The 25,245-nt window shown below is 71.7% G+C and carries 23 protein-coding genes and 1 riboswitch; of the genes, 14 read left to right on the top strand and 9 right to left on the bottom strand.

The genetic code is table 11. The annotated features are described in order from the left end of the window. Window positions 1-39 precede the first annotated feature (39 nt). The 4 genes from ACYP53_RS03480 (at window position 40) to ACYP53_RS03465 (ending at window position 3,693) form a co-directional block, all read left to right on the top strand. The gene (locus tag ACYP53_RS03480; RefSeq protein ID WP_459646609.1) at window positions 40-474 is read left to right on the top strand and encodes an ATP-binding protein; all 435 of its coding nucleotides are present in this window, start codon (window positions 40-42) and stop codon (window positions 472-474) included. Between the two features lie 141 nt (window positions 475-615). Then, entirely contained in the window at window positions 616-1,932 is a 1,317-nt protein-coding gene (locus tag ACYP53_RS03475; protein WP_459646608.1) for an AAA family ATPase, read from the top strand. Continuing rightward, window positions 1,886-2,521, top strand: a complete 636-nt coding sequence (locus ACYP53_RS03470) for an RloB family protein (protein ID WP_459646607.1) — start codon at window positions 1,886-1,888, stop codon at window positions 2,519-2,521. Before ACYP53_RS03475 ends, ACYP53_RS03470 begins: the two co-directional genes overlap by 47 nt. Window positions 2,522-2,832: 311 nt before the next feature. Beyond that, window positions 2,833-3,693 (top strand): EamA family transporter, encoded by an 861-nt coding sequence (locus ACYP53_RS03465; RefSeq protein WP_459646606.1) that lies wholly within the window; start codon window positions 2,833-2,835, stop codon window positions 3,691-3,693. A 55-nt stretch (window positions 3,694-3,748) separates the two neighbouring features. Here the strand turns inward: ACYP53_RS03465 and ACYP53_RS03460 are convergent, their stop codons facing one another. After that, a complete protein-coding gene (locus ACYP53_RS03460) occupies window positions 3,749-4,504 on the bottom strand; it encodes a TetR/AcrR family transcriptional regulator (protein ID WP_189915788.1) in 756 nt (251 codons plus the stop codon). Between the two features lie 176 nt (window positions 4,505-4,680). Here ACYP53_RS03460 and ACYP53_RS03455 point away from each other — a divergent pair, with 176 nt between their 5' ends. Then, window positions 4,681-5,274 (top strand): NADPH-dependent FMN reductase, encoded by a 594-nt coding sequence (locus ACYP53_RS03455; protein WP_459646605.1) that lies wholly within the window; start codon window positions 4,681-4,683, stop codon window positions 5,272-5,274. A gap of 78 nt (window positions 5,275-5,352) precedes the next feature. Here the strand turns inward: ACYP53_RS03455 and ACYP53_RS03450 are convergent, their stop codons facing one another. The 7 genes from ACYP53_RS03450 to gcvT all read right to left on the bottom strand — a co-directional run bounded on the left by ACYP53_RS03450 (window position 5,353) and on the right by gcvT (window position 13,480). Beyond that, a complete protein-coding gene (locus ACYP53_RS03450; RefSeq protein WP_459646604.1) occupies window positions 5,353-6,273 on the bottom strand; it encodes a hypothetical protein in 921 nt (306 codons plus the stop codon). Between the two features lie 31 nt (window positions 6,274-6,304). Further along, the gene (locus ACYP53_RS03445; RefSeq protein ID WP_459646603.1) at window positions 6,305-6,853 is read right to left on the bottom strand and encodes a hypothetical protein; all 549 of its coding nucleotides are present in this window, start codon (window positions 6,851-6,853) and stop codon (window positions 6,305-6,307) included. A 33-nt stretch (window positions 6,854-6,886) separates the two neighbouring features. Then, window positions 6,887-8,662: a hypothetical protein gene (locus ACYP53_RS03440; RefSeq protein ID WP_459646602.1), complete on the bottom strand. Its 1,776-nt coding sequence runs from the start codon at window positions 8,660-8,662 to the stop codon at window positions 6,887-6,889. Window positions 8,663-8,943: 281 nt separating this feature from the next. After that, window positions 8,944-10,311 (bottom strand): L-serine ammonia-lyase, encoded by a 1,368-nt coding sequence (locus ACYP53_RS03435; protein WP_459646601.1) that lies wholly within the window; start codon window positions 10,309-10,311, stop codon window positions 8,944-8,946. Window positions 10,312-10,501: 190 nt separating this feature from the next. Continuing rightward, window positions 10,502-11,782: a serine hydroxymethyltransferase gene (gene glyA / locus ACYP53_RS03430; protein ID WP_459646600.1), complete on the bottom strand. Its 1,281-nt coding sequence runs from the start codon at window positions 11,780-11,782 to the stop codon at window positions 10,502-10,504. Window positions 11,783-11,866: 84 nt separating this feature from the next. Further along, entirely contained in the window at window positions 11,867-12,247 is a 381-nt protein-coding gene (gcvH, locus tag ACYP53_RS03425; RefSeq protein ID WP_189915795.1) for a glycine cleavage system protein GcvH, read from the bottom strand. 111 nt (window positions 12,248-12,358) lie between these two features. Beyond that, window positions 12,359-13,480: a glycine cleavage system aminomethyltransferase GcvT gene (gene gcvT / locus ACYP53_RS03420; protein ID WP_189915796.1), complete on the bottom strand. Its 1,122-nt coding sequence runs from the start codon at window positions 13,478-13,480 to the stop codon at window positions 12,359-12,361. Between the two features lie 230 nt (window positions 13,481-13,710). Then, window positions 13,711-13,815: riboswitch (glycine riboswitch) on the bottom strand. A gap of 248 nt (window positions 13,816-14,063) precedes the next feature. Between gcvT and ACYP53_RS03415 the strand changes: the two genes are divergently transcribed. The 8 genes from ACYP53_RS03415 to ACYP53_RS03380 all read left to right on the top strand — a co-directional run bounded on the left by ACYP53_RS03415 (window position 14,064) and on the right by ACYP53_RS03380 (window position 23,165). Then, window positions 14,064-14,867, top strand: coding sequence for an enhanced serine sensitivity protein SseB C-terminal domain-containing protein (locus ACYP53_RS03415; protein ID WP_189915797.1), 804 nt, complete (start codon window positions 14,064-14,066; stop codon window positions 14,865-14,867). Window positions 14,868-14,983: 116 nt separating this feature from the next. Beyond that, the gene (locus ACYP53_RS03410; RefSeq protein WP_459646599.1) at window positions 14,984-15,919 is read left to right on the top strand and encodes an enhanced serine sensitivity protein SseB C-terminal domain-containing protein; all 936 of its coding nucleotides are present in this window, start codon (window positions 14,984-14,986) and stop codon (window positions 15,917-15,919) included. Between the two features lie 458 nt (window positions 15,920-16,377). Continuing rightward, window positions 16,378-17,367 (top strand): ABC transporter permease, encoded by a 990-nt coding sequence (locus tag ACYP53_RS03405; RefSeq protein WP_459646598.1) that lies wholly within the window; start codon window positions 16,378-16,380, stop codon window positions 17,365-17,367. Between the two features lie 51 nt (window positions 17,368-17,418). Then, on the top strand, window positions 17,419-19,179 hold the full coding sequence (locus ACYP53_RS03400) for an ABC transporter substrate-binding protein (RefSeq protein ID WP_459646597.1): 1,761 nt from the start codon (window positions 17,419-17,421) through the stop codon (window positions 19,177-19,179). Between the two features lie 98 nt (window positions 19,180-19,277). Next, a complete protein-coding gene (locus ACYP53_RS03395; protein ID WP_189915801.1) occupies window positions 19,278-20,288 on the top strand; it encodes an ABC transporter permease in 1,011 nt (336 codons plus the stop codon). Continuing rightward, window positions 20,285-21,361 (top strand): ABC transporter ATP-binding protein, encoded by a 1,077-nt coding sequence (locus tag ACYP53_RS03390; RefSeq protein WP_459646596.1) that lies wholly within the window; start codon window positions 20,285-20,287, stop codon window positions 21,359-21,361. The genes ACYP53_RS03395 and ACYP53_RS03390 overlap by 4 nt, the downstream gene beginning before the upstream one ends. 34 nt (window positions 21,362-21,395) lie before the next feature. Beyond that, window positions 21,396-22,460 carry an ABC transporter ATP-binding protein gene (locus ACYP53_RS03385; protein WP_459646595.1) on the top strand — a complete coding sequence of 355 codons (1,065 nt, stop codon included), beginning with the start codon at window positions 21,396-21,398 and terminating at the stop codon, window positions 22,458-22,460. 45 nt (window positions 22,461-22,505) lie between these two features. After that, window positions 22,506-23,165 carry a trimeric intracellular cation channel family protein gene (locus ACYP53_RS03380; RefSeq protein ID WP_189915804.1) on the top strand — a complete coding sequence of 220 codons (660 nt, stop codon included), beginning with the start codon at window positions 22,506-22,508 and terminating at the stop codon, window positions 23,163-23,165. Here the strand turns inward: ACYP53_RS03380 and ACYP53_RS03375 are convergent. Next, window positions 23,101-23,835, bottom strand: coding sequence for an IclR family transcriptional regulator (locus tag ACYP53_RS03375; RefSeq protein ID WP_459646594.1), 735 nt, complete (start codon window positions 23,833-23,835; stop codon window positions 23,101-23,103). The two genes, ACYP53_RS03380 and ACYP53_RS03375, sit on opposite strands and share 65 nt — an antisense overlap. Before the next feature lie 196 nt (window positions 23,836-24,031). Between ACYP53_RS03375 and ACYP53_RS03370 the strand changes: the two genes are divergently transcribed. Continuing rightward, on the top strand, window positions 24,032-25,213 hold the full coding sequence (locus ACYP53_RS03370) for a cysteine desulfurase family protein (protein ID WP_189915806.1): 1,182 nt from the start codon (window positions 24,032-24,034) through the stop codon (window positions 25,211-25,213). Window positions 25,214-25,245: the final 32 nt, after the last annotated feature.

Raw genomic sequence — 25,245 nt, 5'->3', positions numbered from 1 at the left:
GAAATGGCCGAACTCGGCCCTTACGAGCGAAGGACTCTGATGATCACTCAGCCCGCCGATGCCGTCGAGTGGATGTTCCCCTGCCTCCCCCGCAGCGCCGGCCGCGCGCGGATCCGGCTCCTGCGGCAGGCCTTCGAGTGGGACGTGCCCGTCGAGTCCACCGAGACCGCCCTGATCCTGCTCAGCGAACTCGTCACCAACGCCTGCCGTCACGCCCGCGGCCCGCGCGACCGGCTGATCGGTGTCCGCGTCCTGCTCCCCACCCGCTCCGTGCTCCGCATCGAGGTCTCCGATGCGAGCTCCAAGCTCCCGGCCCTCCGCCACGCGGCCCCCGACGACGAGTCCGGCCGGGGTCTCGAACTCGTCGCGGCCCTCGCCACCTCCTGGGGCGCCCACCCGCGCGGCGATGGCTACATCGGCAAGACCACCTGGTGCGAACTCGACCTCCCCTCGCCGGCGACCCCGGCTCGCTGACCCTCCTGGCGGGTTGGCCTCGGGTCCCCGTCCGACGCGGGTGTCGTCGCTTGGTGGCAGTCTGTTTGGGCTTGCCGAAGGCCTGTTTGCGCGATTCACTTGCACAGGGAGGCCCAACAACCCGTGAAGGGGGGATCACAGATGCTACTGAATTTCAGGGTCGCGAATCACCGCTCGATCCGGGATGAACAATCGCTTCAACTGCACCCGGTCTACGACGCGGACAGGCCGGCCGGGACGCACTGGGAAGCAGTCCCTGTAGCGGGCATCTTCGGAGCCAACGCGGCCGGTAAGTCGAACGTCATCGATGCCTTGTCCTACATGAACAGGATGGTTGTTGACTCGTACCGCGACGCCGAGCCGGACGGAGGCGTGACCCGTCAGCCGTTCCGCCTTGACGAGGCTGCACGCGACGAGCCGTCCTGGTATGTGGTGGACCTGCTGATCGAGGGCGTTCGTTACACCTACGGGTTCAGTGTGGACGACGACCGGGTGCTCGACGAGTGGCTGCACAGCTTTCCTCGCGGCAAGAAGCGCAAGATCTTCGAGCGCTCGCCCGACGGGCTGGACATCGGCGACTCGCAGCACCGGCGAGAGCTGAAGCTGGTCGAGAACATCACCGAGCCCAACGTTCTCTTCATGTCCCTGGCGGCCCGCTCCCGCCAGCATGACTTCCGGCCGGTGTACGACTGGTTCGCCCGGAGTCTCCTGTTCAGTCGACGCCCGATGGGCGTGGGGCTCGGCGCGGGACGTCTCCTGGAGCACCAGGACCGGTATCCGGAGCTCATCGAACTGTTGCGTGCTGCGGATCTCGGGATCGCGGAATGCGGTACGGAGCGCGTACTGCTCGATGAAGAGCAACTGCGGAAGCGGTACGGCCCACGCATTCCGCAGCGGCTCTTGGCCGAGCTCGAAGAACGAGGGCCCCGGGCCGAGGTTCGCCCGTGGATAGGACATCGTGGGCGCGACGGGATCGTTCGGATGGATGTGTCTGAGGAGTCCGAGGGAACCCGGGCGTTGTTGCGACAGGCGCCCCTCTTCATGAACGTGCTCCGCCGAGGGGGGACCTTCGTGGTGGACGAGATCGATTCAAGCCTGCACCCCATCCTGACGGCACGCCTGATCGGACTGTTCCAGAACGTTCGGACCAACCCCAACGGTGCCCAGCTGATCTTCACCTCGCATGACGCCAGCCTGCTCGGCCGAACCGACGGGGAGGACGTCCTGCGGCGGGATCAAGTCTGGTTCGTGGAGAAGAATGAGTACGGAGAGACGGAGCTCTCCTCCCTGGCCGATTTCAAGCCGCGCCAGGAGGAGAACCGTGAACGGCGGTACCTCAGTGGAAGCTACGGCGGTGTGCCGTACATCGATGAGAACTTTGCCAATGCTGTAGCGGCGCGGGGGGATGAAGATGGCAAGGGCAACGAAGCCGAGCGGTCGCAAGCGTCCCTCTTTTGACACGTCGCTGGGAAGGAAATCGGGCCATCGTGAATCGCGGCAGCGGCTTCTGGTGGTCTGCGGCGCGAAGGTGACCGAACGGGACTACCTTCAGGGGCTCAAATCGAGCGTTCGGAACGCTGCGGTCTCCGTGAAGATCGTTGAGCATCCGAAGTCGCCTTCCCAGGTCGTTGAGCGTGCCGAGCTCCTGCGCGATCAGGCGGCTGGCGAGTACGACGAGACGTGGTGTGTTCTCGATGTCGACGAATTTCCTAACCTGGGGCAAACGATGAGCGAGGCGCGGCAGAAGAACATCGAGGTGGCGCTCTCGAATCCGTGCTTCGAGGTTTGGCTGCTACTGCACTTCGTCGAATACCGGCGCCCAGCTCATTCATTCAAGGAACTTTTGCCGGTTCTTGAGAAATATTTTCCAGCAGGGTACGGAAAGACGGACCAGAAGTTCGACCTCTACGGGCCGACATGGCGGTTGGCCGCGACCCGGGCGAAGGAATTGGCCCAGTGGGGTGAGGAGCACAAGGCGAATCCCTCCACCGGCATGTGGAAGCTTGCGCTTGCCATCGGAGGGTCCGAGCCGTCGGGAGGCAGGTGAGACCCTCCCGGGCCTGGGCGGTCGCTCACAGATGCTGCGCAGGTTGGGTAGCATCGGGCCCGTGAAGCTGTACTGGCACGTCGTGCTGCCGCCGCTCAGCGCCTGATCGGGCGCGCGCAGGTGGCTTGATCCCCTTCGCCCCGGCTCGGCCGTTGTGAGGCCGCCGTGGGCCGATGGCGTGCGCCCGTTCTCGGAACCTCTCCTCTGACGGTCTTCGACGACGGAAGTACACGACTGTGCCGAATCGTTTGTCCTCGCCTGCCCGCCCGACCGCCCCTGCCGTCCGCCGCCGCCGCTCGCGGGGCGGCGCGGTGCCGATCCTGACCGCCGCCGTCCTCTGGGGCACCACCGGAACGGCGAGTTCGCTGGCGCCCGGCGGCGCCCCGGCGGCCGGGATCGGGGCGGCCGGGCTGGTGCTCGGCGGACTGCTGCTGTTCCTCACCGACCGCACCGCCCGCACCCTGCCCCGGGGCTGTGGGGCGCGCGAGCGGTGGCTGCTCGCGGCCGGTGCGCTCGCGGTGGCCGGGTACCCGGTGACCTTCTACCCGGCGGTGCACCGTACGGGCGTCGCGGTGGCGACGGTGATCGCCCTGGGCAGCGCGCCGGTATTCACCGGCCTGCTCGGGTGGCTCGCCCGGCAGGGGCGGCCGAGCGGGCGGTGGGCCGGGGCGACCGCGGCGGCCGTGCTCGGCTGCGCCGTGCTGGTGCTCGGCCCCGAACTCGCCGGGCACGGTACGGCGGTGGACCCGCTGGGGGTGCTGCTGGCGGCGCTCTCGGGGCTCTCGTACGCCGTGTACTCGCTGATCGGCGGCCGGCTGATCGCGGCCGGGCGCCCCTCGGGCGGGGTGATGGGGGCGATGTTCGGCGGGGCCGCGCTGATCGTCCTGCCGGTGCTGCTCGCCGGTGACCCGGCGTGGCTGGCCTCGGTGCGCGGGGCGGCCGTGGCGCTGCACCTCGCGGTGGTCACCACCTACCTCGCGTACCGGCTGTTCGGCCACGGCCTGCGGCACACCTCGGCCCAGACCGCCACCACGCTGACCCTCGCCGAGCCGGCCGTCGCCGCCGTGCTGGGTGTCGCGGCGCTGGGGGAGCGGCTGCCCGCCGTCTCCTGGTGCGGGCTCGCGGTGCTGGCGGGCGGGCTGGCGTTCCTGGTCCTGCCCGGGCGGAGGTAGCCCGACTCCGCCGCGCAGGAAGTCGGACCGGCCGACTTCCTGCGCTAGGTGCGGCTCAGATGCCGAAGTGGGCGGCGATGCCGTCGAGGACGCAGTCCAGGCCGGTCTCGAACTGCCAGTCGGGGTCGTCCTTGCGGGTGGCCTCGTCCAGGTAGCGCTGGTAGCTCGGGTAGCGGCCGGTGCCCATCAGCCAGCTCATCCGGGGGGCGAGGCCGGCCCTGGTCTCGTCCCCGTCGGACCAGCCGCGCTCGCGCCGGAGGTTCTCCAGGGTCACCTCGGCGGCGACCGACCCGTGCACGTAGCCGGTGACGGTGCGGAAGACCGCCATGGTGGTGTCGGCGTCCAGCCCGTGCTCGGCGAGGACGGCGAACGCCCGCTCGGGGACGGCGAGTTGGTTGGGGCTGAGGGAGAACGGGGTGGCCGCCAGGACCGTCCACGGGTGGGCCAGGGTCATCGCCCGCAGGTGGACGGCCAGCGAGCGCATGGCGTCCCGCCAGCCCTCGGCCGGTTCGTCCAGCGGTAGCCGGCCGTACGCGAAGTCGACCATCAGCTCGATGAGTTCGTCCTTGCCGGAGACGTACCGGTAGGCGGCCATCGGGGCGACGCCGAGCGCGCCGGCCAGGCGGCGCATGGTGACGGCGTCCAGGCCCTCGCTGTCGGCGATGGCGACCGCGGCCTCGGCGATCCGCTGCGGGGTCAGGGTGGTGCGCGGCGCGGGGGCGGGGCGGGCGAGGCGCTCCCAGAGCGAGACCTGGGCCTTGTCGTCGCCGGTCGCGGGGGTGTCCCCGGCGGGGGCCTGCTGAGCGGGCATGGGGGCGGGCTCCTTCCGACTGGAGTGTTCCTCACCGTACCACTGCGGCGTGTACGCCGTATCTGGAGCGTACGTCGTATCGCCAGTGGACGGCGTACGCGTCGATGTGTACGTTGTATCCGAGAGATACGCCGTACACATCAGCGCCGTCCATCAAATCCCGGAGGGGGACCCCCATGTCCACGGACCAGAACCTGAAGGTCGCCGTCGTCGTCGGCAGCACCCGCGACGGCCGCTTCGGCCCGGTCGTCGCCGACTGGCTGCTCGGCCACCTCGACGCCCGCGGTGACATGACCGCCGACCCGATCGACCTGGTGGCGACCCCGCTGCCGACCACCTTCCCGTCCTTCGGCGGCGAACTGCCGCCGGACGAAGCCGCGCTGCTGGCCGCCGTGTCGCCCCGGCTGGAGGCCGCCGACGCCTTCGTGTTCGTCACGCCCGAGTACAACCACAGCTTCCCGGCCCCGCTGAAGAACGCCATCGACTGGCACAACCGGCAGTGGCACGGCAAGCCGGTCGCCTTCGTCTCCTACGGCGGCCTCTCCGGCGGCCTCCGGGCCGTCGAGCAGCTGCGGGTGGTGATGGCCGAGCTGAACGCGGCGACGATCCGCAACACCGTCAGCTTCCACGGCGCCGCCCAGTGCTTCGACGCCGACGGCAAGGCCCTCGACCCGGCCGCCGACGCCGCCGCCAAGACCATGCTCGACCAACTCGCCTGGTGGGCGCAGGCGCTGCGCGAGGCCCGGCGGGCCCGCCCGTTCACGGCCTGAGCCGCCGAGGGGCGGGCCGGTGCCCGGCCGTGCTCGGCGGGGGTCAGAGGGGGACGGCGGTCAGCGGTTGGACGGGGGTCAGCCGGTGGCCGCCGGGCACTGGGCGGTGAAGCAGAAGCCGGTCAGCTCCGCCTCCCGGAGGGCCTGGAGCGGGGTGGGCCAGTCGCCCTCGGGACCGGCCACGATGACGGCGTAGGCGGTGCCGCCGGGGCCGACCAGGATGTGGTCGACCGCTCGTCGGACGGTGCCGGAGGAGAGGATGTAGGAGTACTCCAGCTCGGCGGTGCCGCCGGCGGTCTGTTCCAGGCGGATGCGCTTGTAGCCCGCGGAGACCTTGTTCTTGGCCAGGTCGGCATCGGTCGACTGGGCCAGCTCGTAGGGGGACTTGGCCTCCATGGGAAACACCTGGACCAGGCTGGCCTGGTCCGGGCTGTCGTAGAACACGGAGTCCTTCTCCGTACGCCGCTGCCAGCCGTCCGGGACGAGCAGGGTGAATCCGTTCGGGTCCTGGGTCAGGTTGTAGTGCGGCCCGGTGGGGGTCGGCGTGGGTGTGGGCGTCGGGGTGGGCGACCCCGAGGCCGTCGGGGACGACGAGGGGGACGTCGGGGCGGGGGAACCGGACGTCGTCACCGTCGGCCCGCCCGTCAGGGTGGCCGCGCCGGTCGGCTTGCCCCCGTCCTCGTGCCGGGTCAGCAGGTACCCGCCGCCGCCCGCGAGCACGCCGACGAGCGCCCCGGCGAGGGCGGCGACCAGGATCCTGCGGCGCCTCCCGGTGGACGGTGGGCCCTCCGGCCGAGGCGCGCCCGGCGTGATCGGCGGTGCGGTGATCGGCGGCGGCGTGATCGGCGGCGGTGCGACCGGAGGGGGCGGGGGGACGGGCGGTGCGGCCGGCCGGGGTGGCGCGACCGGGGGTGCCGCCGGCGGGGGCGGGGGCGCGCCGCCCGCCGGTGGCCGGCTCACCCACTGCTGGCTGTTCTTGTCCCAGTACGTCCCGGCCACGGCCGCTCCCCCCGTTGTTCCCGATCCCCGTTCAGCTGCCCAGGAACTGTTCGATCGCCTGCACGACCGCCAGCGCCGAGGCGAGTCCGGAGACTACCGTGGTCGAGCTCCGCAGGAGGTCGCGGAGCCGTTCCAGCCGGGTGCGCGGGGCGGTGCCGGTCTGTTCGAGGGCCGTGCCGACGGCGTCCAGCTCCTGTTCCACCTCGGCCACGCCGTTGCCCTCGGCCCGGGTGAACATCGGCAGCTGGCCCCGCAACTCGCCGACCGCCGCGAGCAGTTCGCGGGCCGGGGCGGTGAGGCGGGTCGAGGCGTCGACGGCCGTCGCGTCCTCCCCGGCGGCGACCGCCCCGCCGGTCATCGCGCCGATGGACACCCCGCCGGGCCCGGCGGCGGGCACCGTCAGGCCGCTCAGGTCCGGCAGCGGCTCGGGTGTCCCGGCCCGCTGGGAGCGGTCCTCGGCGCGGGCGCCGGGGCCCGCGGCGACGGCCCCGCCGGTCATCGCGCCGATCGACACCCCGCCGCTCGCCGGGGCCGGGGGCGTGTTCTCCTCGTCGTGCCGCACGTTCTGCTCCTCGCTCATGCGAAAGTTCCGACTCCTTGTCCGACAAGGCACTTAGGACGACTTGCCGCCGGACGGCGGCGGTGCCGGGGTGCCCGACTGCGCGGTGCCCCCGTTGGTGGCGACGGCGCCGCCGCTCATCGAGCCGATGTGGATCCCGCCCTGCATGACCTGGACCACGGTCTGCTCGAAGCGGTCGGTCTCGTACCCCGTCCGTTCCAGCGCGGTCCGCACGCCCTCGATGATCCGCTCCTCGATCGACTTCAGGTACCGCGAGACGTCGAGCTCCTGGAAGATCGAGACGCTCTCCGAGGTGGCGGCCTCGCGCAGCGAGAGGACGGGCCGGGCGGCCACCGGCATCAGGTCGTCCTCGGCCGTGACGGTCTGCACCCGGCCGCCGCCCGGGTGCAGCAGTGAGCGGAGCGCGGCGGGCCCGGCGGTGAACGCGGACATCGCCGGTGCGCGGCGTCCCGGCCGGGCGCCCTGCTGGGCCACCGCGTCCGCGAGCAGCTCGTAGTCGCGGCGGACCGGTCCGAGCACGTACGGGACGACCTCGACCATCAGCAGGTTCCCCTGGGTGTGCACCCGCAACTGGACGGTCAGCACCAGCTGTTCGTCCCAGGCGCCGACCCGGACCCGCAGGAAGTGCCGGCGCCGCTCGCCGCCCTCGTCCACCGCCTCGGCGAGGTGCCGGCCGATCTCCTCGGGCGTGCGCACCACCTCGGCGCGCGCCGGACCGTACGGGAGGAAGACGATGTGCTCGATCTCCAGGTCCTTCAGCCGGTCCAGGCTGGTCTCGGCGGCGGCCTGCCGCAGGGCGGCCAGGCGCGGGACGACCAGGTCGAGGACGGTCCGGGCGGTGAGGGTGCCCGAGGGGGCCACCGGGCCGGTCTTGCGCGGCTTCAGCTCCAGGGTGAACGACCAGACGCTGAACGGGAATCCGAAGCCGAGGAAGGGGTCGGCCGGGTCGTAGACCACGAGCTGCGAGTACTGCTCCTCGGCGATGGCCCGATGCAGCGCCTGGTAGCGCGCCCGGGCCGGGAGTGGACGGACCGGCTGGCTCCGGAACGCCTCGCGGGTCAGCTCCCGGCGGACGGTCTGGGCGACCAGCAGCCGGTGTCCGCCCACCGTCGCGGCGAGCGCCAGCGGGAACAGCACGCCCGTCCCGTCCGAGTCCTTCAGGGTGAGCAGCGCCAGGGCCCAGTAGAGGACTTGGAGGATCACGGCGACCGTGGCAAGGAGCCCGCCGGTGGCGCGGCGGACGCCGGATTCCTGGGAGCCTTCGCCCGGCTTGGGCCGCGCGGGCGGGGGCGTGGCCGGGGCGTACAGCGCGTGCTCCCGGACCTCGGCGGGCTTGGCGTACCAGGACAGCAGGCTGACCAGCGCGTACAGGAAGGCGAAGTTCGCCGCGAACGGCGTCAGGAAGTGGGAGAGGTTGCCGAACACCGTGTCGGCCGCCGACTCCCGGCCGTACGAGCCGCCGCTGTAGTACCCGCCGGCCAGATCCTCGCCGTAGTTCCGCCAGTAGTCGCCGTCCGGCGGGTTCTGGATCAGCGGCCAGTACTCGGTGACGAGGAAGCCGATCCAGATCACGGCGAGGAGCAGGCCGGTGCGGACCTCCATCGTCCGGGCCCGGAGGGCGTGCGCGAGGACGGTGACGAGGTCGAAGCCCAGCGACGGCGGCACCGACCGCTCGTCGTGGTCGACCAGTTCGGTGATGACGCGGCGCCGGTAGTCCGGGTCGAGGTAGACCCCGGCGCAGAGCAGCCGGGTCGCCTCGGACGTCGCGTACGGCGAGGTCGGTGGCGGTGGCGGCGGTGGTGACGGCACCGCAGGCGGTCCCTCGGGCGGTACAGGCGGTCCCTCGGGTGGTACGGGTGGCTCGTCGGGCCGCACCGGCCCGGTCCGGATGGTCATCCGCCTCCCCCTCTGGCGTGAACCAACTGGCCGAGATTATGGACCTCCTGACGGGTCGTCGGCCAGTAAAAATGCGCAGCGGCATGGCGAAGGCCCCCGGGCGGAGGGGAGCTCCGCCTGGGGGCCCGGGCGCACCGGACCGGCGCACGGTCGGCGCACGGCCGGTGCCCGACCGTGCGCCCGTCAGCGCGGGGTCAGCACTCGATGACGTTCACGGCGAGGCCGCCGCGGGAGGTCTCCTTGTACTTGATCTTCATGTCGGCCCCGGTCTCCTTCATCGTCTTGATCGCCTTGTCCAGCGAGACGTGGTGCCGGCCGTCGCCGCGCAGCGCCATCCGGGCCGCGGTGACGGCCTTGACCGACGCCATGCCGTTGCGCTCGATGCAGGGGATCTGGACCAGGCCGCCGACCGGGTCGCAGGTGAGGCCGAGGTTGTGCTCGATGCCGATCTCGGCGGCGTTCTCGACCTGCTCGGGGGTGCCGCCGAGGACCTCGGCGAGGCCGCCCGCGGCCATCGAGCAGGCGGAGCCGACCTCACCCTGGCAGCCGACCTCGGCGCCGGAGATGGAGGCGTTCTCCTTGAACAGCATGCCGATGGCGCCGGCCGCGAGCAGGAAGCGGACGATGCCGTCGTCGTCGGCGCCCGGGATGAAGTTCAGGTAGTAGTGCAGGGTGGCCGGGATGATCCCCGCCGCGCCGTTGGTCGGCGCGGTGACCACCCGGCGGCCGGAGGCGTTCTCCTCGTTGACCGCCATCGCGTAGAGGGTCACCCACTCCATCGCGTTGGCCGGCCCGATGCCCTCGGCGCGCAGCGCGCGGGCGGCCGCGGCGGCCCGGCGGCGGACCTTGAGACCACCCGGCAGGATGCCCTCGCGGCTCATGCCGGCCCGCACGCACTCCTGCATCACGGCCCAGATCTCCAGCAGCCCGGTGCGGATCTCCTCCTCGCTGCGCCAGGCCTTCTCGTTCTCCAGCATCAGGCCGGAGATGGAGAGCCCGGTCTCCCGGCTGAGCCGCAGCAGCTCGTCACCGGTGCGGAAGGGGTACTTCAGCACGGTGTCGTCCGGCTTGACCCGGTCCGCGCCGATCGCGTCCTCGTCGACGACGAAGCCGCCGCCGACCGAGTAGTAGGTCTTCTCCAGCAGCGTGGAGCCGTCCGCCGCGAAGGCCCAGAGGGTCATCCCGTTGGCGTGGTACGGCAGCGAGCGGCGGCGGTGCAGCACCAGCTGGGTGTCCGGGTCGAAGTCGATGACGTGCTCGCCGAGCAGGTTGATCCGCTTCTCGGCGGTGATCCGCTCGACGTCCTGGTCGGCCCGGTCGACGTCGACGGTGCGGGGCGAGTTGTTCTCCAGGCCCAGCAGGACGGCCTTCGGCGTGCCGTGGCCGTGGCCGGTGGCGCCCAGCGAGCCGTACAGCTCGGCGCGCACGCCGGTCACCTGGGTCAGCAGGCCTTCGGTCCGCAGTCGGCGGGCGAACATCCGGGCGGCGCGCATCGGGCCCACGGTGTGGGAGCTCGACGGGCCGATGCCGATGGAGAAGAGGTCGAAGACGCTGATGGCCACGGAGGACGTCCTTGTCTGGTCTCGTGGAAGGACTTGCTGGCAGGGGGCGGGCACAGGACGGGGCACCCTGCACTGTCAAGTGTGCGGGGTGCCCCGGGGTGCCCTGTCCGGAGGAGGGGTGAGCCCGGTCACTTACCGGCCGGTCACATGCCGGCCGGCCGGTCACCGGGGGTCACCCGCTCACCGTTGATCAGTCCTGGTTGGCCAGGTTCGGGTACAGCGGGTACTTCTCGGCCAGGGTGGTGACGCGGGCCTTCAGCGCGGCGGCGACGGTCTCGTCGAAGGCGGGCTTGAGCGCCTCGGCGATGATGTCGGCGACCTCGCGGAAGTCCTCGGCCCGGAAGCCGCGGGTGGCCAGGGCCGGGGTGCCGATGCGCAGGCCCGAGGTGACCATCGGCGGGCGCGGGTCGTTCGGGATGGCGTTGCGGTTGACGGTGATGCCGACCTCGTGCAGACGGTCCTCGGCCTGCTGGCCGTCGAGCTGGCTGTTGCGCAGGTCGACCAGGACCAGGTGGACGTCGGTGCCGCCGGACAGGACGGACGCGCCGGCCTCGGCGACGTCGGCCTGCAGCAGGCGGTCGGCGAGGATGCGCGCGCCCTCCAGGGTGCGCTCCTGGCGCTCCTTGAAGTCCTCGGAGGCCGCGACCTTGAAGGCGACCGCCTTGCCGGCGATCACGTGCTCCAGCGGGCCGCCCTGCTGGCCGGGGAAGACCGCGGAGTTGATCTTCTTGGCCCACTCGGCCTTGGACAGGATGACGCCGCCGCGCGGGCCGCCCAGGGTCTTGTGGGTGGTGGTGGTGACCACGTCCGCGAAGGGCACCGGGTTGGGGTGCAGCCCGGCGGCCACCAGGCCGGCGAAGTGCGCCATGTCCACCATGAGCAACGCGCCGACCTCGTCGGCGATCCGGCGGAACTCGGCGAAGTCCAGCTGGCGCGGGTAGGCGGACCAGCCGGCGATGATCAGCTTCGGCTGGTGCTCCTTGGCGAGGCGCTCGACCTCGGCCATGTCGACCTGGCCGGTCTTGTCGTCGACGTGGTACGCGGCCACGTTGTAGAGCTTGCCGGAGAAGTTGATCTTCATGCCGTGGGTCAGGTGACCGCCGTGGGCCAGGCTCAGGCCCAGGATGGTGTCGCCCGGCTGGATCAGCGCGAACATCGCGGCGGCGTTGGCCTGCGCGCCCGAGTGCGGCTGGACGTTGGCGTGCTCGGCGCCGAACAGGGCCTTCACGCGGTCGATCGCGATCTGCTCGACCACGTCGACGTGCTCGCAGCCACCGTAGTAGCGGCGGCCGGGGTAGCCCTCCGCGTACTTGTTGGTGAGCACCGAGCCCTGGGCCTCCATGACCGCCACCGGGGCGAAGTTCTCGGAGGCGATCATCTCCAGCGTGGTCTGCTGGCGGTGCAGCTCGGCGTCGACCGCGGCGGCGATCTCCGGGTCGAGGGCGTGCAGGGACTGGTTGAGAACCGTCATGGTGTGTTCTTCCCGGTGGAGGAGGAAAGGGGGGCCACGGTGGGGCGGGCCGACGCGCGCGCGGCCCGCCCGGTCACGAGCGGATCAGCTGCTGTGGGTGAGTGCGTCGTACTCGTCGGCGCTGAGCAGCTCGTCGGTGGACTCCACGCGGACCTTGAACAGCCAGCCGCCCTCGAAGGGGGCGCTGTTGACCAGGCCGTTGTCGTCCAGGACGTCCTGGTTGACCTCGGTGACCTCGCCGGTCACCGGGGAGTACAGGTCGCTGACCGACTTGGTGGACTCCAGCTCGCCGCAGGTCTCGCCCGCGGTCACGGTGTCGCCGACGGCCGGCAGCTGCACGTAGACGATGTCACCGAGCGCGTCGGCGGCGTGCTTGGTGACGCCGATCGTGGAGACACCGTCCGCGTCGGCGGCGGTCAGCCACTCGTGCTCCTTGGTGTACTGCAGGTGCTGGGGGTTGCTCATGGCGTCATTCTCCAGGATGGGAAGCGGGTACGGCGAAGCGGGCCGCCACGTGGACGGCTTCGACGTGCGGGTACGGAAAAGCGGGCGTTCGCGGGCGTCAGCGGGGCGGCGTCAGCGGGCGCGCTTGTAGAAGGGCAGCGCCACGACCGTGACCGGCTCGTGCTTGCCGCGCACGTCCACCGCGACGGTGGTGCCGGGGGCGGCGTGGGCCGCGTCGACGTACGCCATCGCGATCGGCTGCCCCAGCGTCGGGGACGGCGCGCCGGAGGTGATCCGGCCGATCGGGGCGCCGTCCGCGGAGACCACGGTGTACTCGGCGCGCGGCACCCGCTTGCCCTCGGAGACCAGGCCGACCAGCACCTTCGGCGGGTTGGTCTCGGCCGCGGCGGCGGCCTGCTCCAGCGCCTTGCGGCCGACGAAGGCACCCTCGTTGGTGGTCTTGTCGAAACGGACGACCCGGCCCAGGCCGGCGTCGAACGGGGTGAGGTCGGTGGACAGCTCGTGCCCGTACAGCGGCATGCCCGCCTCCAGGCGCAGCGTGTCACGGCAGGACAGGCCGCACGGGATCAGGCCGCGGCCCTCGCCGGCGGCCGTCAGGGCCTGCCAGATCGGCTCGGCGTCGGCCGGGCGGCAGAAGATCTCGAAGCCGTCCTCGCCCGTGTAGCCGGTGCGGGCCAGCAGCACCTCGCGGCCGGCCACCTGGGCCGGGAGGACCGCGTAGTACTTGAGGCCGGGCAGGTCGGCGTCGGTGGTGTCGGCCAGGATCGCGGTGGACTCCGGGCCCTGGACGGCGATCAGCGCGTAGGTGTCGCGGTCGTCGGTGACGACGGCGTCGAAGCCCTTGGCGCGGGCGATCAGCTCGTCGAGGACCAGCTGGGCGTTGGAGGCGTTGGCGACGACCAGGAAGGCGTCCTCGCGCAGGCGGTAGACGATCAGGTCGTCCAGGATGCCGCCGTCCTCGGCGCAGATCATGGTGTAGCGGGCGCGCAGCACACCCAGCGCGGAGACGAAGCCGACCAGCGCGTGGTCCAGCATCTCGCCGGCCTGCGGGCCGGTGACGGTGATCTCGCCCATGTGGGAGAGGTCGAACAGACCGGCCTTGGTGCGGACGGCGAGGTGCTCCTCGCGCTCGCTGCCGTAACGCAGCGGCATGTCCCAGCCGGCGAAGTCGGTCATGGTCGCGCCGAGGGCGCGGTGCAGCGCGTCGAGCGCGGTCAGGCGGAGGGACGACATGGCCAGGAACTCCTCGGTCGGGGCACTCAGGGGTGCACGCACCGGACCGGACCCGCTCGGGGACCGACCCTGCGCGCGGGCATGCGGCGGCGTGGGTCTCCCCATCTGTCGTCGAACCTGAGAGCTTCACCGCCCGCCGGCCCGCAGCTGTTTCCAGCTTGGGGGACAGCATGGCGGCTTGCACCGTGGGTGGGCGCGCGACAGGGCCGTGCGCCGCTTTCCAGATGTGCCTAACCCGTGCGGTAGGGGGGCCTGAGAGATTCCGGGGAGGACTTGCTCCTTCGGCGCCGGCTGTGCCGCGAACGCGGCACTCCGGGCTCTCCCGCGCGGGTTCGAGCGGCCGGTATGGAGTTGTGGGGCCCGCGGCGCATGCCGTCGGACGCGCACATCATGGCACGTCCCGGGCGAGGAAGGGAGAGGGGACCCGGTCACACGGCGGAGGCGGCCCGGTCGTACGGCGGAGCCGGCCCGGTAGTACCGCGCGGGTACCGAACATCAGCCCTGGGAAGACCGGGCCGAACCCCTAGACTGCTGCGCGTCGGCGCAGAGGGCGGCCGACCGGCAGAGGGCGGATCGGCGGCGCATGGGGTACCCGGTGGAGCAGCAGCAGGGGTGGGGCGGTCCGGAGTCGGCACCGGCGGGCGGCTCCTGGCCGGCCAACGAGCTGGAGCAGGTGCTGACCGCCGCCCTGGGCGACCCGGGCGCGACGCCGCGGGTGATCGAGGTGCTGGCCCGCAGCCAGGTGTGGGTGCCGCTGCCCGCCGGGGCCGACCCGCAGGGGCAGTCGCTGGACCTGCCGGTCATCGAGCTGGCCGGCGACCCGTACGTGCCGGTGTTCTCCTCGCAGGAGGTGTTCCTGCAGCAGGCGCCGGGGATGGCCTTCGCGATCGCGCCGGTCTGGGAGTTCGCCCGCGGGCTGCCGCTGGGCGTGGGCATCGCGGTGAACCCGGAGGCGGCGGTGGGCATCCCGGTGCCGCCGCAGGGCGTGGCCGAGCTGCGCCGCGGTCCGCGCGAGGAGCGCCTGGAGGGCGTCGAGGACCCGGCGGCGCCGACCGGCGGCCGGGTGGCGCTGCGGGAGCCGGTGCCGGGCGAGGACCCGGAGCACTTCCTGGCCGCCTGCCGGGCCGAACTCCACGCCCTGCCCGGGGTGCTGACCGCCCGCAGGGCGCTGGCCAGCATCGAGGGCGAGCCGACGGTGATGTTCGTGGGCGTCCAGCTGGATCCGGCGGCCCCGGCCGACCCGGCCGCGGTGAACGACGCGCTCGGCCGGGCGCTGGGAACCGCGCCGCTGCCGGGCGGCGTCCACCTCGTACTGCTCGACCTCGCCGAGGACCCGGTGGTCGAGTGGCTGCTCACCCGGGTCATGCCTTTCTACACGCGGGCGTGAGCGGGGTTCGTTCGTAGGCACGTCGCCGTGGCGGTGGCCGGTGCCGCGCCATAGGGTGCGTGCAGACGGCCGACGGGCCGGCGGGTTCGAGGAAAGAGGCGCGGCGAGGTGGGCGCATGAGTGCGGGAACGGGAGCGGGAGGGGTGCCGGGGCCCTGGGGCCAGGCACCTGCCGGGCGCCCGGGCACGGATCCGGGCGCGTTGGAGCAGGTCCTGCGCGAGGTCGCGCCGGAGCGCTGGGACGCGTACGAGCGGCTGCTGCACGCGCTGGCGGACGGCCGGGTCTGGATGCTGCTCTGGCACGGTACACCGGGCAGCCCGGACGCCCAGTACGGGAACATGGAGATCAGCGGCCACGGCTACGCGCCGGCCGTCACCTCGCCCGAGCAACTGGCCTCCTCCGGCTGGGCGCGGGCGCACGAGGTCATCTCGGGCCGGGAGATCGCCGCTTCGCTGTACCGCACCCGCTGGGGCCTGTGGCTCAACCCGCACGCGCCCGGCGGCGGCGTCGGCGTGCCCTGGGCGGACCTGCGGCGGATCGCGGCGGGCCTGGACCGGCTGCCGGCCGGGCCACTGAAGCTGAGCGAGCCGCAGCTCAACGCCCAGCAGTTCTTCGCGCTGCTGGAGCGCCAGGCCGGCGAGGTGCGCGCGGTCCGGGCGCTGCGCCGGGCCTGGGTGCAGCCGGCGGTGGGGGAGCCGTACCTGGCGATCGGCCTGGACCTGTACGAGAGCTCTCCGCCGGCGGTGGAGGCGGTGCGCGCGCTGATGCAGCGGGCGATCGCGGTGGCCCCGGAGGGGCTGGCGGTGTCCACGGTGGCGATGTCGGACGAGTACGACCCGGTGGCGCTGTGGATGCGCGCCAACGCGCGGCCGTTCTTCGACCGGGAGGCCGGACGTCCGGCGACCGGTCCGTACCCGCCGGTGCCGCCGCCGGCGTACCCGGGGCAGTCGATGCCCGGGCAGCCGATGCCGGGGTACGGCTACGGGACGCAGCCGCCCGCGCCGGGCTGGCAGCAGCCCCAGCAGCCGTGGCCGGGCTACCCCGGGCGCTGATCGCCGAACCGCCCGGCCGGGAATACCGCCGCGAAGCCGACTTGACCACCCGTCAGGTCGGCTTCGATGCTTTCCGGACGAATTTCCGATTCCGGTATCAGCGCATCTTGACATGCTTGTTACAGGCGTGTGAAGAGGGATATGCCGCAGATCGGCGACGTGCATGCCAGCAGATCACAGTTGGGCATCTGTCGGTTGTCAGGTCTGGCGTAAGCCAAGTCGCATGGCAGAGAGTTCTGCGCAACGCACCGCGCATTCGGAGCCCCACAAAGGTGAGCGCGTACGCCGACCTGCTCGTCCACGCGAAGCCCATCCCGCGTGGCGGCAGTGCCTGTGCACGACGCACTGCCGCGAACACCCGCTCCAGCTAGCACCTTTCGCACGTCCGCAGCCGCAGCGCCGAAGCCGGCGACCGGCACCCGTGGGCCGGCCACCGTCGGCGAGGGGACCAACTGACCATGACCGCATCCGTGACCACCGCCGGGAACGAACCGGAGGCAGCAGCCCCCGACGGCCCGGCCAAGACGATCGAGGGCCGCTCCCTCGGTCAAATCGCCTGGACCCGCTTCAAGCGGGACAAGGCCGCCGTCGCCGGCGGCGTCGTGGTGATCCTCCTGATCCTCCTCGCCGTTCTGGCCAAGCCGATCGAGTCGCTGTTCGGGCTCGACCCGGACGCCCTCCACCAGGACCTCCTGGACGCCAACCTGGGCGGTCTGCCGCTCGGCGACTGGGGCGGCATGAGCCTGGACCACCCGCTCGGCGTCGACCCCCTGCAGGGCCGTGACCTGCTCACCCGCGTCATCGAGGGCTCCTGGGTCTCCCTGCTGGTCGCCTTCGGCGCGACCCTGCTGTCCAACACCATCGGCACCGTGCTCGGCATCATGGCCGGCTACTACGGCGGCTGGGTGGACACGCTGATCAGCCGCGTCATGGACGTCTTCCTCGCCTTCCCGCTGCTGCTGTTCGCGATCGCGATCTCGACCTCGCTGCAGGGCGGCGCGTTCGGCCTGCACGGCCTGCCGCTGCACATGATGGTGCTGATCTTCGTGATCGGCTTCTTCAACTGGCCCTACATGGGCCGGATCGTGCGCGGCCAGACGCTCTCGCTGCGTGAGCGGGAGTTCGTCCACGCGGCCCGCAGCCTCGGCGCCCGCGGCCCGTTCATCCTGTTCAAGGAGCTGCTGCCCAACCTGGTCGGTCCGATCCTGGTCTACTCGACCCTGCTGATCCCGACCAACATCCTCTTCGAGGCCGGGCTGAGCTTCCTCGGTGTCGGCATCCAGCCGCCCCAGGCCTCCTGGGGCGGAATGCTCCAGGACGCGATCCGGTACTACCAGGTGGACCCCCAGTACATGGTCGTCCCCGGTCTGGCGATCTTCATCACCGTGCTCGCCTTCAACCTGCTCGGCGACGGGCTGCGCGACGCCCTCGATCCCAAGAGCAACTGACGCCGCGTCAGACCCTCCCTCCTCCACATCCTCAAGGGGTTGATCTCACCCATGCGTAGGTCCCGTACCGTCGCCCTGACCGCAATGGCCGCCGCCGCGGTCCTGGTCGTCACCGGTTGCTCCAGCTCGTCGAAGAGCGGCGACTCCTCCTCGTCCTCCGCCGCGGGCGCCGGTGCCGACGCGGCCACCAAGAACATCGTCAACGCCTCGGACAAGAAGGGCGGGACGGTCACCTTCGAGATGAAGGGCACCCCGGACTCGCTCGACCCGGGCAACACGTACTACGCGTACATCTACAACTTCTCGCGCCTGTACGCCCGGCCGCTGACCACCTTCAACCCGGCCGCCGGCGAGGAGGGCAACAAGCTCGTCCCGGACCTCGCCGAGTCGATGGGCCAGCCGAGCGCGGACGGCCTGAGCTGGACGTACAAGCTCCGCAAGGGCCTGAAGTACGACGACGGCACGCCGATCACCTCGAAGGACGTCAAGTACGCCGTCGAGCGCTCCAACTTCGCGCCGGACGTGAACTCCAACGGCCCGACCTACTTCCACGACCTGCTGGTGGACAACCCGACGCCGTACGCGGGCCCGTACAAGGACAAGGAAGGTGATCTGAAGTCGATCGAGACCCCCGACGACACCACGATCGTCTTCCACCTGCAGCACCCGTTCGCGGACTTCGACTACCTGGTGAGCGCCCCGCAGACCGCGCCGGTCCCGCAGGCCAAGGACACCGGTGCCGACTACGTCAAGCACATCGTGTCCTCGGGCTCCTTCAAGTTCGAGTCCTACGAGGACGGCAAGCAGGCCACCCTGGTCCCGAACACCAACTGGGACAAGAGCACGGACCCGATCCGGAAGCAGCTGCCGGACAAGATCCAGCTCAAGATGAACATCGACCAGGCCACCATCGACAAGGACCTGCTGGCCGGCAACGCCCAGGTCGACCTGGTGGGTGGCGGTGTCGACCCGCAGACCCAGGCGCAGATCCTGCAGAACCCGAAGCTGAAGGCCAAGACCGACAACGCCTACGGCGGCCGTCTGGTCTACCTGGCGATCAACTCCAAGGTCGCGCCGTTCGACAACGTCGAGTGCCGCAAGGCCGTCCAGTTCGCGATCGACAAGGTCTCGGTGCAGACCGCCGAGGGCGGCCCGATCCGCGGCCAGATCGCCAACACGGTGCTCCCGCCGGACATCCCGGGCCACCAGGACTTCAACCTGTACGAGACCAAGGACAACAAGGGTGACGAGGCCAAGGCCAAGGACGCCCTGAAGGCCTGCGGCAAGGACGGCATCAACACCGTCCTGTCGGCCCGCACCGAGCGCGCCACCGAGGTCGCCGCCGCCACCTCGATCCAGGCCGCGCTGAAGAAGGTCGGCATCAACGCCGAGATCCAGCAGTACCCGCAGGGCAAGTACCTGACCGACAGCGCCGGCGCGCCGCAGTTCACCCAGGACCACAACATCGGTCTGATGATGATGCAGTGGGGCGCGGACTGGCCGACCGGCTACGGCTTCCTGCAGCAGGTCGTCGACGGCCGCGCGATCAAGGCCTCCGGTAACAGCAACCTGTCCCAGCTGAACGACCCGTCCGTCAACAAGCTGATCGACGACGCGGCCGTCAACCCGGACAAGGCCGCCCGCGAGAAGATCTACGGCGACATCGACAAGAAGGTCATGGAGCAGGCCGTCATCGTCCCGCTGACCTACTTCAAGGTCTTCCTGTACCGCCCGGACAGCGCCACCAACCTGGCCTCCACCCCGGCGTTCTCGGGCGAGTACGACTACCTGAACATCGGCTCCGCCAAGTAAGAGCCTGGCTCCGCATCCCTGAAGGCAGGTGAAGGCAGCGGCGCCCGCCGCCGTCCGGAGGATCCCGGACGGCGGCGGGCCGCCGGAGCCGCCCAACTGTGTTTGCCTACATCATCCGCAGGATCTTCGCTGCGGTGATTCTGCTGCTGGTCGTCAGCGCGGTCACCTTCGCGATCTTCTTCCTGCTCCCGCGCTTCGCCGGCGAGACGGCCGACCAACTGGCCGCCCAGTACATCGGGAAGAACCCCTCCCCGGAGGCGATCGCGGCGGTCAAGCAGAACCTCGGCCTCGACCAGCCGCTGTACGCCCAGTACTGGAACTTCCTCAAGGGGCTGGTCAGCGGCGCCGAGTACAAGTTCGGGCCGGAACCGGCCACCTGCCACGTGCCCTGCTTCGGCTACTCCTTCAAGAACCACCTGGAGGTCTGGCCCGAGCTGTCCAAGCGGATCCCGATCACCGTCTCGCTCGCCGCCGGCGCGGCCGTGCTGTGGCTGGTCTCCGGCGTCGCCACCGGCGTCGTCTCCGCCCTCAAGCCGCGGTCGATCTTCGACCGGATCTCCATGGGCGTCGCCCTCGCCGGCGTGTCGCTGCCGGTCTTCTTCACCGGCGCGCTGCTGCTCACGCTGTTCAGCTACGAGTGGCCGATCCTGGACAACCTGCAGTACGTCGACTTCACCGACAACCCGCTGATGTGGGCCCGCAACCTGATCCTCCCCTGGATCTCGCTGGCCTTCCTCTACTCCGCGCTCTACGCCCGGCTCACCCGCGCCGGGATGCTGGAGACCATGAGCGAGGACTACATCCGCACCGCCCGGGCCAAGGGCCTGGTCGAGCGCAAGGTCGTCACCCGGCACGGACTGCGCGCCGCGCTCACCCCGATCGTCACCATCTTCGGCATGGACCTCGGGCTGCTGCTCGGCGGTGCGCTGATCACCGAGCAGGTGTTCTCGCTCCAGGGCGTCGGCCAGTTCGCCGTCCAGGCGATCTCCGACAACGACCTGCCCAAGATCCTCGGCGTCACCCTGCTGGCCGCCTTCTTCATCGTCGCCTGCAACCTCGTGGTCGACCTCCTGTACGCCCTCGTCGACCCCCGGGTGAGGCTCTCGTGACCGAGCTCCAGAAGACCACGGCAGCCGCCGCTCCCGGATCGGCACCGTCCGGCGACCCGTTCCTGTCCGTGCGCGACCTGCGGATCCACTTCGACACCGACGACGGCCTGGTCCGCTCGGTCGACGGGGTCAGCTTCGACCTGCACAAGGGCCGCACCCTCGGCATCGTCGGCGAGTCCGGCTCCGGCAAGTCCGTCACCTCGCTCGGCATCATGGGCCTGCACCGCTCCAAGCGGGCCCGGATCAGCGGCGAGATCCTGCTCGACGGCGAGGACCTGATCACCGCCGGCCCGGACCGGGTGCGCCAGCTGCGCGGCCGCCAGATGGCGATGATCTTCCAGGACCCGCTGACCGCGATGCACCCCTACTACACGGTGGGGCAGCAGATCGTCGAGGCCTACCGGGTGCACCACCCCGAGGCCAACAAGAAGCAGGCCAGGACCCGCGCGATCGAGATGCTCGACCGGGTCGGCATCCCGCAGCCGGACCGCCGGGTGGACGACTACCCGCACCAGTTCTCCGGCGGCATGCGCCAGCGCGCGATGATCGCCATGGCCCTGGTCAACGACCCCTCGCTGCTGATCGCCGACGAGCCCACCACCGCCCTGGACGTCACCGTCCAGGCGCAGATCCTGGACCTCATCCGCGACCTCCAGGACGAGTTCGGCTCCGCCGTCATCATCATCACCCACGACCTCGGGGTCGTCGCCGAACTGGCCGACGACATCCTGGTCATGTACGGCGGCAAGTGCGTCGAGCGCGGGCCGGCCGAGACCCTCTTCGACGCGCCCGAACACCCCTACACCTGGGGCCTGCTGGGCTCGATGCCGCGCCTGGACCGGGAGCTGCAGGACCGGCTCGTCCCGGTCAAGGGCACCCCGCCCAGCCTGATCAACGTGCCGACGGGCTGCGCCTTCCACCCGCGCTGCCCGTACGCCGCCCTGACCGACGGGCGCTCCACCGGCGAGCTCCCGGTGCTGGCCGAGGCCGCGCCCGGGCACTTCGCGGCCTGCCACCTGCCGGCCGACGAGCGGCACCGCATCTTCGCCGAAGAGATCGCGCCCCGGCTGTGAGCCCGGCCTCGTACCACCTTTCTGGAGAGAACCGATGACGGACACCCAGACGGCGCCGATCCCGTCGCCGGCCCCCGCCCCCGACCGCGAGCCGCTGCTGAAGGTGACGGGCCTGACCCGGCACTTCCCGATCCGCGGCGGACTGATGCGGCGCCAGACCGGCGCGGTCCGGGCCGTCGACGGCATCGACTTCACCGTCAACGCGGGCGAGACGCTCGGCGTCGTCGGCGAGTCCGGCTGCGGCAAGTCGACCATGGGCCGGCTCGTCACCCGGCTCGACGAGCCGACCGGCGGGAAGATCGAGTTCGAGGGCACCGACATCACCCACCTGAGCGCCGGGGCGATGCGGCCGCTGCGCCGCGACATTCAGATGATCTTCCAGGACCCGTACTCCTCGCTGAACCCCCGGCACACCGTCGGCACCATCGTCGGCGCGCCGTTCAAGCTGCAGGACGCGGTCCCGGCGGGCGGGCTCAAGAAGGCCGTCCAGGAGCTGCTGGAGCTGTGCGGCCTCAGCCCCGAGCACTACAACCGCTACCCGCACGAGTTCTCCGGCGGCCAGCGCCAGCGCATCGGCATCGCCCGGGCGCTCGCCCTGAAGCCGAAGATGATCGTCGCGGACGAGCCGGTCTCGGCCCTGGACGTCTCGATCCAGGCGCAGGTGGTCAACCTGCTGGACGACCTCCAGAAGGAGCTCGGCCTGACCTATCTGATCATCGCGCACGACCTCTCGGTGGTCCGGCACGTCTCGGACCGGGTCGCCGTGATGTACCTCGGCAAGGTCGTGGAGATCGCCGACCGGGACTCGCTCTACCGCAGCCCGATGCACCCGTACACCAACGCGCTGATGTCCGCCGTGCCGGTCCCCGACCCGCGCCGCCGGCAGCGCGCCGGGCGCGAGCGGATCCTGCTCACCGGCGACGTCCCCTCCCCGATCAACCCGCCCAGCGGCTGCCGCTTCCGCACCCGCTGCTGGAAGGCGCAGGACGTCTGCTCCACCCAGGAGCCGCCGCTGGTGGCGCTGAAGACCGGGCACCAGGTGGCGTGTCACTTCCCGGAGAACGCCCCCGAGAGCACGCCGGAGAAGGTCTCCTCCTGACAGCGCAGGCGGAGGGGAGGGTTCCGCACAGGTCATAGTTGTGTGGTGACCTCGCAGATCTTCCCCTCCGACGTGCAGCAGTCGCTGGACCTCGTCGGCATCTTCGTCTTCGCCCTCTCCGGGGGCCTGCTCGCCGTCCGCAAGAACATGGACATCTTCGGGATCTGTGTGCTGGCCGAGGTCACGGCCCTCGGCGGCGGGGTGATGCGCGACCTGGTGATCGGGGCGACCCCGGTTGCCGCCTTCACCAACCTCGGCTACTTCGTGACCCCGCTCGCCGCCGCCCTGGTGGTGTTCTTCCTGCACCCCGAGGTCGAGCGGATCAACCGCGCCGTGCAGACCCTGGACGCCCTCGGGCTCGGGCTGTTCTGCGTCACCGGCACCGCCAAGGCGCACGACTACGGGCTCGGCGCGGTCGCCGCGATCGCGCTCGGCATGGTGACCGCGGCCGGCGGCGGCGTGATCCGCGACATCCTGGCCGGGGAGATCCCCTCGCTGCTGCGCTGGGACCGGGAGATCTACGCCGTCCCGGCCCTGGTCGGCGCCGCCCTGGTCGCGCTGCTGATCGGCACCGACCGGCTCACCGGCCTGACCGGCACCGCCGCCGCGCTCACCGCCTTCGGCCTGCGGATGCTCGCCCTCAAGTACGGCTGGCGCGCCCCGCGGGCCTGGCACCGCAACGGTTCTCGCACCAGCGAGGAGTAGGCGAGCCGCCGTACGCCAGCGAGATCGCCTCGGCCGTGCAGAGCAGCTCCGGGACCATCCGGGCCAGCTCGGCCGGCGGCACCTCGCCGGCCGGGGCGCTCAGCGCGCAGGCCGCGACCGTCCGTCCGCCGCTGCCCTCGACCGGTGCGGCCACGCAGGTCACCGGCTCCCGGTGCTCGGCCGACTCGGCCGCCCAGCCCCGGCGGCGCACCGCCGCCAGCTCGGGCTCCTCGGCGCCGTCCGCGGGCAGCCCGGCGAGCAGCACCCGGCCGACCGCCGTACCCGTCACCGGGGCGCGGCGCCCGATCCGGGACGGCTCGGCGGCCGACGGTCCGGCCACCTCGTCCAGGTAGAGCACCTCGCCGTCGTGCAGCACGGCGAGGCGCACGGTGTAGCCGCAGCGGGCGTTGAGCGCGGCCAGGTACGGCGCGGCGACCTGCCGGACGTCGAAGTCCTCCAGCGCGCGGTGGGCCAGCGAGAGCACCCGGCCGCCGAGGCGGTAGCGCAGGTCGGGCTGGCGCCGGGCGAAGCCGTGCTCCTCCAGGGTGCGCAGCAGCCTCAGCGCGGTGGACTTGTGCACCCCGAGGCTGCTCGCGGCCTGCTCCAGCGAGAGCGGGGCCTCACCGAGCGCGTCGAGCAGGGTCAGCGCGCGGTCGACCGACTGCGACATGACGCCCCCGTGGATCCGGCTGAGAAACGTCCGCCAGGCTAACCGCTGGACGGCACAGTGGTACAAATCGGTCCGGACACCGCCGTCCGGCATTGGTGCAGACCAGTGCTGCCGCGGTGTCACCGGCCGGGCGATGGCCGGAACGATGCGCAGGCCCGGGGTGCGGCGCCCGGAAGCCCTCTACAATCGGATGGTTATGCCATACCTGGACCATGCGGCGACCACGCCGATGCTGCCCGAGGCGATCGCCGCGATGACGGCGCACCTGGGGGTGGTCGGCAATGCCTCGGCCCTGCACGCGGCCGGCCGCCGGGCCCGCCGGGTGGTCGAGGAGTCCCGCGAGTCGCTCGCCGAATCGCTCGGCGCCCGCCCCAGCGAGATCGTGTTCACCGGCGGCGGCACCGAGTCCGACAACCTCGCGGTCAAGGGCCTCTACTGGGCCCGCCGCGACGCCGACCCGGCCCGCACCCGGGTGCTGAGCAGCCCCGTCGAACACCACGCCGTCCTGGACGCGGTGCACTGGCTCTCCGAGCACGAGGGCGCCACCGTCGAGTACCTGCCGGTGGACGAGTACGGGCGGGTGCACCCCGAGGCGCTGCGCGCGGCCGTCGAGCGCGACCCCTCGTCGGTCGCCCTGGTCACCGTGATGTGGGCCAACAACGAGGTCGGCACCGTCCAGCCGGTGCGCGAACTCGCCGCCGTCGCCGCCGAGTACGGCATCCCGATGCACGCCGACGCGGTGCAGGCGCTCGGTCAGCTCCCGGTCTCCTTCGCCGAGTCCGGGCTCACCGCGCTCACCGTCACCGGCCACAAGATCGGCGGCCCGTTCGGCATCGGCGCCCTGCTGCTCTCCCGCGGCGCCACGCCCGTACCGCTGCTCCACGGCGGCGGCCAGGAACGCGACGTGCGCTCCGGCACCCTGGACGCCCCCGGCGCCGCCGGCTTCGCGGCCGCCGCGGCGGTGGCCGTGGCCCACCGCGAGGAGCACGCGGTGGTGCTCGGCGCGCTGCGGGACTCCCTGGTCTCGGCGGTGCTGGCCGCCGTGCCCGACGCCGTGCTCAACGGCGACCCCAAGCCTGGAGGCCGGCTCCCCGCCAACGCCCACTTCTCCTTCCCCGGCTGCGAGGGCGACGCGCTGCTGATGCTGCTCGACGCGGCCGGCATCGAGTGCTCGACCGGCTCGGCCTGCACCGCCGGGGTGCCGCAGCCCAGCCACGTGCTGCTCGCCATGGGCGTCGACCCGCTGCTGGCGCGCGCGTCGCTGCGGTTCTCGCTCGGGCACACCTCGGTGCGGGAGGACGTCACCGCGCTCGCCGAGGCCATCGGGCCGGTCGTCCAGCGGGCGCGCAACGCCGGGCTGGCGTCGGTGCGGCGGTAGGTTTTCCCCGCCCGGGCATGTCCGGCGGCCCC

The organism is Kitasatospora sp. Ki12 (assembly GCF_054601375.1).
This window is presented reverse-complemented; position numbering and strand designations above follow the sequence as displayed.